Source organism: Exiguobacterium sp. s191, assembly GCF_018618955.1.
GTDB lineage: Bacteria > Bacillota > Bacilli > Exiguobacteriales > Exiguobacteriaceae > Exiguobacterium_A > Exiguobacterium_A abrahamii.
On the sequence record NZ_JACSNC010000001.1, the window covers coordinates 2135113 to 2148957 of the forward strand.

General features: G+C 50.1%; 12 protein-coding genes and 1 riboswitch. Of the genes, 2 read left to right on the forward strand and 10 right to left on the reverse strand.

All coding sequences use genetic code 11. The features are described from left to right. Positions 1-18: 18 nt before the first annotated feature. The gene (gene treC / locus KNQ09_RS11160) at positions 19-1659 is read left to right on the forward strand and encodes an alpha,alpha-phosphotrehalase (RefSeq protein ID WP_214858452.1); all 1641 of its coding nucleotides are present in this window, start codon (positions 19-21) and stop codon (positions 1657-1659) included. A 297-nt stretch (positions 1660-1956) separates the two neighbouring features. On the opposite strand, the gene KNQ09_RS11165 is transcribed toward treC, so the two are convergent. Then, positions 1957-3315, reverse strand: a complete 1359-nt coding sequence (locus KNQ09_RS11165) for an alanine/glycine:cation symporter family protein (protein ID WP_214858455.1) — start codon at positions 3313-3315, stop codon at positions 1957-1959. A gap of 188 nt (positions 3316-3503) precedes the next feature. Here KNQ09_RS11165 and KNQ09_RS11170 point away from each other — a divergent pair, with 188 nt between their 5' ends. Continuing rightward, entirely contained in the window at positions 3504-5207 is a 1704-nt protein-coding gene (locus KNQ09_RS11170) for a methyl-accepting chemotaxis protein (protein WP_214858457.1), read from the forward strand. A gap of 52 nt (positions 5208-5259) precedes the next feature. On the opposite strand, the gene KNQ09_RS11175 is transcribed toward KNQ09_RS11170, so the two are convergent. From KNQ09_RS11175 to KNQ09_RS11215, 9 genes are all read right to left on the reverse strand, one after another. Continuing rightward, on the reverse strand, positions 5260-6081 hold the full coding sequence (locus tag KNQ09_RS11175; protein WP_064299228.1) for a DUF6612 family protein: 822 nt from the start codon (positions 6079-6081) through the stop codon (positions 5260-5262). A 212-nt stretch (positions 6082-6293) separates the two neighbouring features. Continuing rightward, positions 6294-6752: a 6,7-dimethyl-8-ribityllumazine synthase gene (gene ribH, locus KNQ09_RS11180; protein WP_035395821.1), complete on the reverse strand. Its 459-nt coding sequence runs from the start codon at positions 6750-6752 to the stop codon at positions 6294-6296. Continuing rightward, the gene (gene ribA, locus KNQ09_RS11185) at positions 6749-7939 is read right to left on the reverse strand and encodes a GTP cyclohydrolase II (protein WP_214858459.1); all 1191 of its coding nucleotides are present in this window, start codon (positions 7937-7939) and stop codon (positions 6749-6751) included. The genes ribH and ribA overlap by 4 nt, the downstream gene beginning before the upstream one ends. After that, positions 7939-8565, reverse strand: a complete 627-nt coding sequence (gene ribE / locus KNQ09_RS11190) for a riboflavin synthase (protein WP_064299226.1) — start codon at positions 8563-8565, stop codon at positions 7939-7941. Before ribE ends, ribA begins: the two co-directional genes overlap by 1 nt. Beyond that, positions 8550-9590 carry a bifunctional diaminohydroxyphosphoribosylaminopyrimidine deaminase/5-amino-6-(5-phosphoribosylamino)uracil reductase RibD gene (gene ribD / locus KNQ09_RS11195; protein ID WP_214858461.1) on the reverse strand — a complete coding sequence of 347 codons (1041 nt, stop codon included), beginning with the start codon at positions 9588-9590 and terminating at the stop codon, positions 8550-8552. The genes ribE and ribD overlap by 16 nt, the downstream gene beginning before the upstream one ends. 159 nt (positions 9591-9749) lie before the next feature. After that, positions 9750-9894: riboswitch (FMN riboswitch) on the reverse strand. A gap of 183 nt (positions 9895-10077) precedes the next feature. Beyond that, positions 10078-11283: a M20 family metallopeptidase gene (locus tag KNQ09_RS11200; RefSeq protein WP_214858463.1), complete on the reverse strand. Its 1206-nt coding sequence runs from the start codon at positions 11281-11283 to the stop codon at positions 10078-10080. Positions 11284-11305: 22 nt separating this feature from the next. Then, positions 11306-12124 (reverse strand): MetQ/NlpA family ABC transporter substrate-binding protein, encoded by an 819-nt coding sequence (locus KNQ09_RS11205; RefSeq protein ID WP_214858465.1) that lies wholly within the window; start codon positions 12122-12124, stop codon positions 11306-11308. Between the two features lie 19 nt (positions 12125-12143). Next, positions 12144-12794, reverse strand: coding sequence for a methionine ABC transporter permease (locus KNQ09_RS11210; RefSeq protein WP_023469541.1), 651 nt, complete (start codon positions 12792-12794; stop codon positions 12144-12146). Beyond that, the gene (locus KNQ09_RS11215) at positions 12784-13812 is read right to left on the reverse strand and encodes a methionine ABC transporter ATP-binding protein (RefSeq protein WP_214858467.1); all 1029 of its coding nucleotides are present in this window, start codon (positions 13810-13812) and stop codon (positions 12784-12786) included. Before KNQ09_RS11215 ends, KNQ09_RS11210 begins: the two co-directional genes overlap by 11 nt. Positions 13813-13845: the final 33 nt, after the last annotated feature.

Consider the following 13845-nt stretch of genomic DNA (forward strand, 5'->3'; position numbering starts at 1 on the left):
TAGAAAGGTGTGTATCTCATGATCACGACAACCGATTGGCGCAAATCCGCCGTTTATCAAATCTATCCGAAGAGTTTTTATAGTCCGGAGGGCAAAGCGACCGGTACGTTACGAGGCGTCACTGCCAAACTCGATTATCTGGCGGATCTGGGTGTCGATTATCTCTGGTTGACGCCGGTCTATGCCTCACCGCAAAACGACAATGGTTATGATGTCAGTGATTATTACGCGATTGATCCATCCTACGGAACAATGGACGATTTCGAGACGTTACTTGCAGAAGCAAAACAACGCGGTCTGTCTGTCATGATGGACATCGTCGTCAATCACTGTTCAACGTCGCATGTCTGGTTTGAAGAAGGACGTCATCCGGATAGTCCCTATCACGACTATTTTATTTGGCGCGAGACACCGAACGACTGGGTATCAAAATTCGGTGGTCCCGCTTGGTCATTTGATGAGGTAGCTGGCAAGTATTACTTGCACCTGTTCGACAAGACGCAAGCGGATCTGAACTGGGAAAATCCACGCTTACGGGAAGATGTTTACAACATGATGCGCTTCTGGCGGGATAAAGGGGTCAGCGGCTTCCGACTCGATGTCATCAATTTGATCTCAAAGACGCCAGGTCTTCCGAACGATCCAGCAGGAGACGGACGTACGTATTATACGGACGGACCGAACGTTCATGACTACTTGCAAGAGATGAACGCAGCCGTTTTTGCTAGACACGATCTCATGACGGTCGGTGAGATGTCGTCGACGTCACTTGAACACTGCCTCCGTTATTCATCGCTTAATGAACAAGAACTGAAGATGACGTTCAATTTTCATCACTTGAAGGTCGATTATCCGAACGGTGAAAAATGGACGGCAGCACCGTTTGATTTCAAGCAACTGAAACAGATTTTCTCCGACTGGCAATCCGGCATGAACGGACAAGCCTGGAACGCTATCTTTTGGTGCAACCATGACCAGCCACGCGTCGTCAGCCGGTTTGGTGACGACGTCACGTATCGCGTCGAAAGTGCGAAGATGCTCGCGACGACGCTTCATGGTCTACAAGGTACACCGTACATCTATCAAGGAGAAGAGATCGGCATGCCGAATCCGGACTTCACGGATCTGTCCGACTACCGCGATGTCGAGACGTTGAACGCCTATCAGGAAGCTCGGGACAACGGTATATCGGAAGAAGCGATTCTCGCTGCGATTCGTCAAAAGTCGCGTGACAATGCGCGGACGCCGATGCCGTGGTCGGATGCAAGTAACGGCGGCTTCAGTACAAGCGAGCCGTGGATACCAGTCTCACCGACGTATGAGCAAATCAATGTCGAGTCGGCTGTCGCAGACCCAAACTCGGTCTATCATCATTACAAACGATTGATTCAACTCCGCAAACAGTATGACGTGCTGACAGACGGTTCATACCGTCTGTTGACACCAGACGATTCGTCACTCTGGGCGTACGAACGCGTAACGAACGAGGAAGAGTTGCTTGTCGTTTCGAACTTCTACGGAACAGAGACGACGTTCACGTTACCTCGTGACGGATCGGATTATACAGTGTTGCTTCACAACTATCAGCAGATGCAGACAGAGGGACGCACTTTGACGTTGCGTCCTTATGAATCCCTAATGCTTTATCGTAAAAAGTGATTGGATAAGACGAAGCACACGCGAAAAAGAGAAGATTGGTTTCTAGCATATCCTAGAAGCCAATCTTCTCTTTTGTTGAATAGATATAGAATGTGAATGCCTATCCCTCGACTCCTACAGGAAAAGAAAGCATGGTACACGCTTTCGTCAGGGAAAGGAAAGACCCGGCGAACCGCATGGAATGCGGATCGTCGCGGCTTACCTCCCGCCTGTGGAAAGCGAGGATGGCAGAATCATTCGTTTTCAAAAATGATTCTTAAACACTAGTTCCTTCCGAGTCTTTCATTTTCGCATTCTCTATGAAACCTTCCGATTTGCTTCTTCTCGTTTCAACTGTTCGCGGAACAGTCGTGTCTCGGCAATGACAACGCCGGACAATCCAATCAAACCGATTAAGTTCGGAATCGCCATCAATCCGTTGAAGACATCGGAAATCGCCCAGACCATGTTCAAGTTCGTCGTCATCGCGCCGGCTCCAGCGACTAAGACGAACAAAATGCGGTACGGTAGGATTGATTTTTGACCAAATAGATAATAAATCGATTTTTCACCGTAGTACGACCAGCCAAGAACGGTCGAGTACGCGAACATGACGAGGCCAATCGTAACGATGTATTTTCCGGCAGGTCCGAGGAAGACTTCAAAACTCGCTGTCGTTAGTTCAACGCCTTGCAAGTCCGTATCGAGCTGCCCTCCCATGACGAGCGTCAGTCCCGTGATCGAACAGACAACCAATGTATCGAGGAAGACTTGAGTCATCGAGACGAGTGCTTGACGCCCCGGGAAGTCTGTCTTCGCAGCAGCGGCTGCGATTGGTGCTGAACCGAGTCCTGCTTCGTTCGAGAAGACACCACGCGCGACACCGTAACGAATTGCCGCCCCGATTGCCCCACCCGTGATTGCCTCGTTTGAGAACGTACTACTGAAGATCGTTGAAATCGCACCTGGAATCAGATCATAGTTCATGATGAGAATCAGCAAGCCACTTCCGACATAGAAGAAAATCATGAACGGAACGAACAGACTGACGACTTTCCCGATTGACTTGACCCCACCAAGAATGACGACACCCGTCAATACCATTAACGCGATCCCCGTCACGTAAAGTGGCACATCGAACGTCGATTTCATCGCGAGGGCGACCGAGTTCGTCTGGACCCCGTTTCCAATCCCAAACGCAGCGATCGAAGCGAATGCGGCAAATAGTACACCGAGCCATTTTTGCTTCAGTCCACGTTCAAGGTAATACATCGGTCCTCCTGCCATCTGTCCTTTTTCATCGACGACACGATATTTGACGGCAAGAATCGCTTCCGCGTACTTCGTCGCCATCCCGAACAGACCGGACAACCACATCCAGACGATCGCGCCTGGTCCCCCGAGAACGACGGCGGTTGCGACACCGACGATATTCCCTGTACCGACGGTCGCAGCTAGTGCCGTCATCAATGCTTGAAAGTGACTGATGTCGCCTTCTGACTTATCGTCCTGATGCTTTGAAAACGCGAGCTTCAGCGCATACGGCAGTTTGGTAATTTGAATGAATCCTAAGCGAATCGTCAAGTAAATCCCCGTACCGACCAACAGAATGAGTAACGGTGGTCCCCATACGATATCGGACACCGCACTAACCCAGTCACTAAATGAATTTCCCATTCGTCTTACCTCCCTTTATGAGATATGTAGTTCCTTACCATTTTTTCAGAATTTACTGATAATTGTCAAACTATTTTTTCATGAAACTATTTTACGTTTTAATTTTTTTGATAATAAGTAAATTTTTTACTTGTGAAGGTATAATCAAGAAAATAAATAGTTCATCTTGCAAAAAAGGAGCGAATCATATGAAGATTAAAACAAAGCTTATCTTATTGTCCTCCATCCTTTTGCTTAGCTTGATCGGTGTCGGTTTATACGGCGCATCTTCTCTCAATCGCGTTGACCAAGAGAGTCAAACGATCACCTCGTCTTGGATTCCTGGTCTGAACTTATCCCATGAAACGAACACGGCACTGTCTGATTTGCGACGTGTCGAATTATTACACATTCAAGAAAATGATCCAGAGATCAAAGCCGGTTATGATAAGCGTGTCAAAGACGGTTTAGCGACCGTTGACGCGAATCTCGCGAAATACGAGAAAACGATTTATTTAAAAAGCGATCGCGAACTGTTCAATGATCTCACGAAAAAATGGCAAACTTTCAATGAGACGACTGATCGTCTTCTCGCCCTCAGTACACCAGAAACCCAAAAAGAAGCAGTCACCTATTATGAAGGTGAGAGTCGTGATTCATACTTCGCTGTCTCTGATCAATTAACGAAAATCGTGAAATATAATAATCAACAAGCGAAAATAAATGGTGATGCCATCACAAGTTCTGCCAATACAGCTCATATCCTTCTCTTCACGATCATCGGTGTCGTCGGATTACTCGGTGTCATCTTCACCGTCTTGATTTTACGCTCGATCTTCGGTCCACTCCGTCAACTGCAGGCGAAAACGCATGAACTGGCAACACAAGGCGGCGACTTGACTGCTCAACTCGACGTCGTGCGTGATGATGAAATCGGACAAATCGCCCAGTCGATGAATCAATTCATCGCCCACTTACGGACGATCATCATTCAAGTCGATGATACAGCAAACCACGTCGTATCGACCTCACGTCACGTCTCCGGTCGAATCAGCGAACTCGATCAGGATATGGCGTCGACTTCTCATACGATCGAAAACTTATCAGCCGGTATGCAGGAGACAGCCGCCTCTGCCGAAGAGATGAACTCGTCTGCTGTCGATATGGAAGCAACGATTCATGATATCGTCTCTAGTGCAGAAGCGAACGGAAAACGGGCGCAAGAAGTCGGTGGGCGTGCTGAATCACTTCAAGTCGTTGCAACAGAAGCGAAACAGACCGCGAATCACATTCTCGCTGAAACAAAAAGTAAACTCGAGGATGCGATGGCACGTGCGAAGGCCGTTAAAGAAATTTCCGTCTTATCGGACGCGATTCTTTCGATTGCGGCGCAAACGAATCTCTTATCCCTTAATGCTTCGATTGAAGCAGCACGCGCTGGTGAAGTCGGTCGCGGATTCGCTGTCGTCGCCGATGAGATTCGCAAACTTGCCGAAAGTAGTCGGGATACCGTCGAACAAATCCAAGATGTCTCGATTTCTGTCATCGAGTCCGTTGAACACTTGAACGCTGCGTCCGGCGAGATGCTCTCTTTCATTGATACAAAGGTCGCCAAAGACTATGATTTGTTTGAGGATGCCTCCGTCCAGTATCGGAACGACGCACATTTATTCGGTGATGCAGCGGAACACTTCGCTGCCCAAGCCGGTCAACTTCAGGAACTGACAGCGAACATGCTTGGTGTCATCCACGATGTTGCCGTCACCGTCAATGATGGTGCGCAGGGAACACAATCGATGTCGGAGCAAATCAATCACTCCGTCCAAGCGTTCCGAGATGTCCATGAACAGACTTCCGTCAGTCAACAACAGGCGGAAGCACTAAAGGATGTTCTCCGCCAGTTCCAAGTCTAAACGACAAGCCCCTCGTCTTCAGATTAGAAGAGAGGGGCTTGTTTTTTATTACTTATTGTCCTGCACCTGTGAGTGGTTGTGCGTCTTTTGCTTCCGCCGGTAATGTGATCTCGTCGATCTCATTGAATTTCGAGAACGTCGACTCATTCTTCATATTGAATTCGGTCTCTTTTTCAATCGCAAACACCATGTCCATGTCGAGAGACTTCGGATAGAACGTCTTCGCGTCATATGTCATTTTATAGTTCATCTTTTTATAATCGATGCTATCCATCGCGTCTTTCATCTGCGCCATCTGTCCTGTCTGTTCGAGTGAATCCTTCATGAAGGCTTTCAGATCGTCACCACTCAACTTAACATCGATCTGATAGACGTCGCCCTCTTTTTTCGCTGTCCAATTATCTTTGTATTTCTTTAGGAGCTGTAGGTTTTGTTCCGTTGATGCCGATGATTCCATCGCTTCAACCATTTCGCCTAATTCCGAAACATCTTGAACGATCCATTGTCCGTTTTGTGAGAGATACATTTTATCGTCAACGATATAACTCTCAATCGTCACGTCTTTTCCATCTTCAGGATTTTTCATCGTCATCGTCTGCTTCATCGCGAGCGGCTTTTGAATGATGTCAGCTGAAACTTTCTGATCCATCGCCATCTCACCTGCTTTAGAGCTGACCGTTCCTTCCATATGGAACGATTTGATGTCCTCTTGAGCGGCCGTCGCTTTCTTTAATAGCTCTGTGTTCGAGAGTTCCCCCGACTTCGTCGAACCCGATCCGCTGCCACTACCTGAATCCGTCTGTCCATCTTGGCATCCGGCAAGTCCAATGGATGCTGCGACAATCCCGGCTGCTACCCACCTTGTTTTCTTCATATTCATTTCCTCCTTTATACGCGTTACCCTGATTTACGAAAAACATTGGAAAATGTTTCAAAGTTTCTTTAGTAGACCATTACCGTTCTACTTCAAAACGAACCCTCAAATTTCAAATCTACTATTCTTTTTTTGAAATTTGGTTCAGTGTTCGTGAGATTCCCGCAAAAAAACAGGCTGATGGAAGCTTCCATCAGCCTGTTTCTGGTTCGTTAGATCGTCCGTAAAAGATTCGCCATCTCAATCGCAGAAACCGCAGCTTCATAGCCTTTGTTCCCAGCTTTCGTACCGGCACGTTCGACTGCTTGCTCGATTGAATCCGTCGTCAGGACACCGAAGATGATCGGTACGCCTGTGTCGCGCGACGCACTCGCGACACCTTTCGCGACTTCGTTACAGACGTAATCATAGTGTGACGTCGCTCCGCGGATGACGGCACCCAGCGTGATGACGGCGTCATATTTGCCGCTTTTCGCTAACTTTTCCGCGACGAGTGGAATTTCGAATGCTCCCGGAACCCACGCTGTATCGACAGCATCCGCTGCAACACCGTGGCGGCGGAAAGCGTCGTTTGCTCCTCCGACGAGTTTTGAAGTGATCAATTCGTTAAAACGTGCAGCGACGATTGCGACGCGTAGTCCTTCTCCTGTTAAGAAACCTTCGTAGATCATGATGTATGTCCTCCTTGGATATCGAGCCAGTGCCCGAGTTTCGTTTGTTTTGTTTTCAGATAACGTTGATTTTCAGGTTCAGCCGGTACTTGATGGGGCACGCGTTCGATGACTTCGATGCCTTCTTGTTCGAGCACCCGTTGTTTGTCCGGATTGTTCGTCATCAAGCGGATCTTCGTCACGCCGAGATCACACAACATGTTCGCTGCGACCGTATAATCACGCATGTCCGTCGGATAACCGAGTGCATGGTTCGCTTCGACCGTATCGAGTCCTTGTTCCTGTAACTCGTACGCTTTTAACTTCGCCATCAGACCGATGCCGCGTCCTTCCTGACGTAAATAGAGGACGGCTCCACCTTCTCGTTCGATCCGCTCGAGTGCCGCATCGAGTTGCGGTCCACAATCGCAACGCTTCGAACCGAAGACGTCCCCTGTCAGGCATTCCGAGTGTAGACGGACGAGCATCCCGTCGTGCGCTTCACCGGATAAGACAGCGACATGTTCTTTCTTATCTTGTGTCGTATAGCCAATCATCCGAAAGGCTCCGAACGTCGTCGGAAGCAACACTTCCGCCTCCCGCTTCAACGGTCGCTCGAGATACGCGACGAGTGCTTCGATCGTAATCAGTTTTAAATCATGTTCTTCCTTATAGAGAAGTAGATCATCGACCCGTGCCATCGTGCCGTCTTCCTTAATGATTTCACAGATGACGGCGATCTCATCGCTACCGGCAAGACGGGCAAGATCGACACCCGCTTCCGTATGTCCACGTCGCTCCCGGACACCACCCTCTTTGGCGATCAACGGAAAGATGTGACCCGGTCGTTTGAAACGTTCCGGTCCATCCGTCAGCATCCGCTGAATCGTTAGCGACCGTTCCTCAGCACTGATGCCGGTCTTTGCCTCTTCATGATCGATGCTGAGCGTGAATGCCGTTCCATGCGGATCTGTATTATTCGCTGTCATCGGAGCAAGTTCGAGTCGCTTTGCGATCCGCGGGCTGACTGGTACACAGACGAGTCCTTTTCCGTATGTGATCATGAAATTGATGTTTTCCGGTGTCGCGTGTTCCGCGAGCATGACGAGATCGCCCTCATTCTCACGATCCTCGTCATCGCAGACGATGATTGGTCGTCCGTTCTTCAAATCTTCTATCGCGTCTTCAATCAAGTCGAATCCGTTCATTACATGTCGCCTCCTAAGAATGCTGCCCAGTCCGTCTGCTTCTCATGCTGCGTGAAATGATAGAGATGTTTCGCCATCATGTCACACTCGATATTGACGACTGCGCCGCTTGCCAATCGATCAAACGTCGTCACTTGACGTGAGTGCGGAATCAATGAAATCGAGATCGTTTCCGGCGTGACGCGTTGCAACGTCAGGCTCGTGCCGTTGATCGCGATCGAGCCTTTCGGAATACAATACTTTTGCCACGATCCGACATCAAACGTATAAACCATCGCTTCTCCATCCGGTCGCCGACTGATCAGCCGCGCTGTTCCGTCGATATGTCCACTGACGAAATGACCGCCGAAACGACCGTCTGCCGGCATCGCCCGTTCGAGTTGCAATGGGCTTCCGACGCGGTACGTGCCGAGTGCCGTCGAACGGATCGTGTCATGGACGGCATCTGCTGTGAAACCGGTCGGACTCATCGACGTGACCGTCAAACAAATCCCGTCGACGGCGATGCTATCCCCGATCTTCGTTCCTTCGAGTACCTGGTGCGCCTCAATTTCAAGCGCTAACCCGTTCGGTCGCGGGATCTTTCGTTTTAAGGTTCCGACTTCTTCAATCAATCCGGTGAACATGTCGTCTCCTCCTTTCGGATGTACGTCAGATGGAGATCCGGTCCAACCGTCTCAACCTGGTCGATTTGAAAACGATCTTCGATATCGTGTTGACTATTCCACGCATCGCCTTCAAAAATCGATGGGGCTTGGTAGACTTCGATTCGGTCAACGAGATCTGCCTCAAGGAAAGCGGCTTGAATCGTCGGTCCACCTTCGATCAAAACACTGCGGATGTCTTGTTCGTATAAGCGTTTCAAAATCGCTTCCGGCGTCTCATACTCACCAACGAGAACCGTCACCTGATCGTGACTAATCCGAGGAACACTCGTCAGCCAGTAGGTTGGATTTTTACCATCACGGAAAACTTGGGCCGTCTCCGGGACCCGACCACGACGATCGACGATTACCCGAATCGGCTCGATGCCTGACGACGCGCGTAACGTTAGTGCCGGATCATCGACGAGGACCGTCTCACTGCCGACGAGGATCGCATCATGGCGACCTCGCAGAGCACGACCGTTCGCGCGTGCTTCTTCTGACGTGATCCAGCGCTGTTCACCTGTCGCCGCGATCCCGTTCATCGTCTGAGCGATTTTGACGGTCACGGTCGGACGTTTTCGTTCGATCGTCTTCCAGAATGCCGTGTAGAGGGCTTCTGCCTCATGTCGTAACAAGCCAACCTCGACTTCGATTCCCGCGTCCTGTAGTCGTTTGATTCCGGAACCAGCGACGATCGCATGTTTGTCTTCCGTTGCGACGAAGACTCGTTTGATTCCTGCTTGTAGAATCGCTTCCGTGCATGGTGGCGTCTTGCCGTGATGGTTGCATGGCTCGAGCGTCACGTAAAGATCGGCACCACGGGCGGCTTCCCCTGCCATCCGTAAGGCTTCGACTTCTGCGTGCGGACCACCGGCAAACCGGTGCGCACCAAAGCCGATGATGCGTCCTTGTTTGACGATGACACAGCCGACACTTGGATTCGGACTTGTTTGTCCGTGTAACATTTGTGCTAATTGCATGGCATAACTCATCATCTGTGACATCGCGTTCACTCCTTTCAAATGAAAAAAGACGCCCCTTGAAAAAGGGGCGTCTGTATAGAAGGGTTCACGAAATACACGGTTCGCTCCCTGCATTTTTTCATGCAGAAAGAGACCATCTCCTGAAAACATTTTTTCAGAAAACGGCTTGAATCGTGTCGTTTCGTTCTTCTCCCATCCGGACTTTACCGTCGGCCCTGGAATCTCACCAAGTCAGCCATGATGCGTACATCACAGGTCGCGGGCTCGTCGATCAATCGATCGCATCACCGCCGGTTGGGATTTTCACCCTACCCCGAAGAACTGGATTATTGAGTTATACAATTTTAGCCTAGCATATCTTTTTCAAGAAAACAAAGCGCAAATGCTTCTGTCTTGTCTCTTTTTTGATTTCGCTCCAATTCTGTCACCCATCACCAATTCGTGATCGACCGCATCTCAAAAACGACCGGAGCACCTGATAGCAGTGCATCCAGTCGTTGTTTTCCGCTCATAAATATCCGTTCTTCCGATCGTGGAATTCTTGAGCGATCGCCCCGCGCGTCCGTTCATCAGCGAGGACGCGAAGCGCTGTCCGAGCGAGGATTTTCGCACCCGTGATCAAGGCTTCATCTCCAGCTTCTGAACGAGCCGCTTCTTTGAATGCTTCCGTATGCGCGACGAGATCGTCCGGACCTATCTTGATATACGGATGGATCGTCGGAATGACTTGACTGATGTTACCGGCATCCGTCGAGCCAAGACCCGGTCGTTCGTCTAAGTGGACCTTTTCACCAAGCGATTCTGCTTCTTCTTGGAACAGACGGTCGAACGTCCGGTTGAAGACGAGGTTATCGACTTCATTTTGGAAGGCGATGACGTCAAGTGTCGCCCCAGTCGCGAGTGCCGCGCCTTGGGCGACGGCTTTGATTTTTTCCGTGACGGCATTCAATCGTTCCCGTGTCGTCGCCCGGATGAAGAAACGTGCTTTTGCGTATTCCGGGATGATGTTCGGCGCATCACCTCCATGCGTGATGATTCCGTGAATCCGGACATCGTCCGGTAATTGCTGACGTAACGCATTGATTCCATTGAAGAGTTGAATGACAGCGTCAAGGGCGTTGATGCCTTCCTCCGGTGACGCCGCTGCGTGTGCCGGACGACCCGTAAAGGCAAAGTCGAGCGGATCGACCGCAAGGGAAGAACCCGTGATCCGTGTTTGTCCCGACGGATGGACCATCAAGGCTGCATCGATCCCTTCCAGCAACTGATGTTTGACGAAACTGCCTTTCGCACTACCGTTCGGTCCACCTTCCTCGGCTGGTGTTCCAAGGACAACGACACTCCCGCCGACTTCATCGAGCACTTTACTGAGCGCGATCGCCGCTGCGACGCTCGTCGTGCCGATGATATTATGACCGCACGCGTGACCAATACCCGGCAACGCATCGTATTCAGCAAGAAAGGCAATCGTTGCGCCTGGTCGATCGCTCGATTTCTTCGCGAAGAACGCGGTATCGTGCCCCGCGACGCCGAGTTCTACTGTAAAACCTTCCGCTGTTAGACGCTCCGCATGGAGCCGCGAAGCAAAGAATTCCTCGTTCCCGATTTCCGGCGTTGCATGAATCCGATGACTTGTCTCAAGATACGATTCCCGTTTTTGTTCGATGTCCTGTTCAATCGTCTCTACCCATGTCGTGCGTACTGGTGTCGTCATACTGTCCACTCTCCTTTTGAAATTATTCGCCGATATCGCTCAGTGGAACGAACGTCGGGATCGTACTGCCTTTATATTCTTTTTTGATGAAGCCCGCGACATCTTTTTGTTGATACAGCGATGCGATTTTTTTCAGTTCTTTTTTGTTCTTGTCTTCCGTCCGTGTCGCGATGATGTTGATGTATGGTTTTGCTGTCTCGTTCTCATGGACGATCGAGTCCTTGATCGGGTTGAAGCCAGCGTCAACGGCAATGCCATTGTTGATGATTGATGCCGCGACGTCCGGTAAGACGCGTGGCGTTTGCCCGGCGACGATCGGAACGATTTTCAGCTTTTTCGGATTCTCGACGATCTTATCGACCGAACCGTTGCCATCGAAGTCGTCCGGTAGCTTGATCAGACCTGCTTCTTGCAGTAACAAGAGGGCACGTCCCATGTTCGTCGCTTCGTTCGGAACGGCGATTTTTCCGCCATTTGGAATGTCTTTGACATCCTTGTATTTATCTGAGTAGATCCCCATCGGTGCGATGACAGTCGTCGCAATCGGCGATAGCTTCAAGTTATGTTCTTTCTTGAAAGCGTTGAAGTAGGAAATCGTCTGGAAAGCATTGGCGTCGATCTCACCCTCAGCCAGTGCCATGTTCGGCTGGACATAATCGGAGAACTTGACGAGCTCGATTTTGATGCCTTCCTTCTCTGCTTTTTTCGCGACATAATCCCAAACTTGTGTGTCGGAACCGCTGACACCGAGCTTGATCGTCTTTTCGTCTTCTCCTGATGCTGCGCACCCGGCAAATAAAATCGTCGTGAGTGTTGCTCCAATTGCTACTGCTTTTTTCATGGCTGAATCGCTCCCTTGATTAATGTCTTCTAATTTTTCGTGCGACGATGTTGCCTGTCGTCTGTAAGCCTTGGACTAAGATGACGAGAATCCCGACCGTGATGATCATGACTTTCGTGTCGAATCGTTGATAACCATAGGTGATCGCTAAGTCACCGAGACCACCGCCTCCAATCGCACCTGCCATCGCTGACGCCCCGATCAAGCCGACCGTCGCGATCGTTAAGTTCAGGATGAGTGAACCGAGTGCTTCCGGCAGAAGGAAGCGGAAAATCGTTTGAAACGGTGTCGCGCCCATCGCTTCTGCTGCTTCAAGAACGCCTTTATCGACTTCGAGTAAAGAACTCTCGATCAGACGCGCCATGTACGGTGCAGCGTAAAAGACGAGCGGGACGATGGCGGCTTCTGTTCCGATCGATGTCTGAACGATCAAGCGCGTCAACGGGATGATCGCGACGAGTAAGATGATGAACGGAATCGAGCGGAAAATATTGACGATACTGTTGAAGAACGTGAACAGCGGGACATTTTCAAGCAATGCTCCTTTTCGCGTGACGACAAGCAGGATCCCGAGTGGTAAGCCGATCAAGGTCGAGAATAAGAGCGAAACGGATACCATCGTCATCGTCTGCAAAAATGCTGTCCAGATATCACTGTAATTAACTAGCATGAGCAAGTACCTCCTCGACCGTCACCTGTGCCTGATCGATGTAGTGTAACGCTCGTTTCACTTCAGCCTGCTCACCAATCAACTCGACGAGTAAGGTGCCGAACGGCGTATCCTGCAACTCCGTGATGCTACCGTGCAAGATGTTGACATCGACGTCAAAGCGTTTTGCGACTTGTGATAAGAGCGGCTGCCCGGTGTGATGTCCGAGGAAATGAATCTTATAGATCGGATTCGCATTCCGCGACTCGATCAACTGGCGAATCGATGCTGGAATCTCGTCGTGCATGACGGAGCGAACGAAGTTTCGTGCCGTCTCGGTCTTCGGATTCGAAAAGACGTCGAAGACCGTTCCTGACTCAATCAACTTTCCAGCTTCGATGACGGCGACGCGGTCGCAAATCTCCCGAATGACGCCCATCTCGTGGGTGATCAAGAGAATCGTGATCCCGTACTCCGCATTGATCCGTTTTAATAACTGGAGAATATGATGGGTCGTTTGGGGATCGAGTGCTGACGTCGCTTCGTCACATAAGAGGACGGAAGGTTGCGTCGCGAGTGCCCGGGCGATACCAACGCGCTGTTTCTGCCCACCGGACAATTGATCCGGATAATGATCTGCCTTGTCCGCGAGATCGACGAATTCGAGTAACTCCGTCACCCGGCGGCGAATTTCGTCTTTCTTGACGCCTGCGAGAACGAGTGGTTTTGCAACGTTCGTAAAGACCGTATTCGCATTCAATAGATTGAAGTGCTGAAAGATCATCCCGATCCGTTGTTTTGCTTGACGCAATTTTTTCGGAGACAGTTGCGTTAAATCTTCCCCATCGACCGTCACCGTTCCTGACGTCGGTCGTTCTAACAGATTGACACAGCGGAGCAGTGAACTTTTTCCGGCACCGCTAAAGCCGATGACACCAAAGATTTCGCCTTTTTCGATCGTCAGGTCGACACCGTCGAGTGCTGCAATCGTCTGATCTTTCGTGACGTACGTTTTCTTGACTTGATGAAATGCGATCATTCCGTTTTCCCCCTTCATTCAACAAAAAAGGTC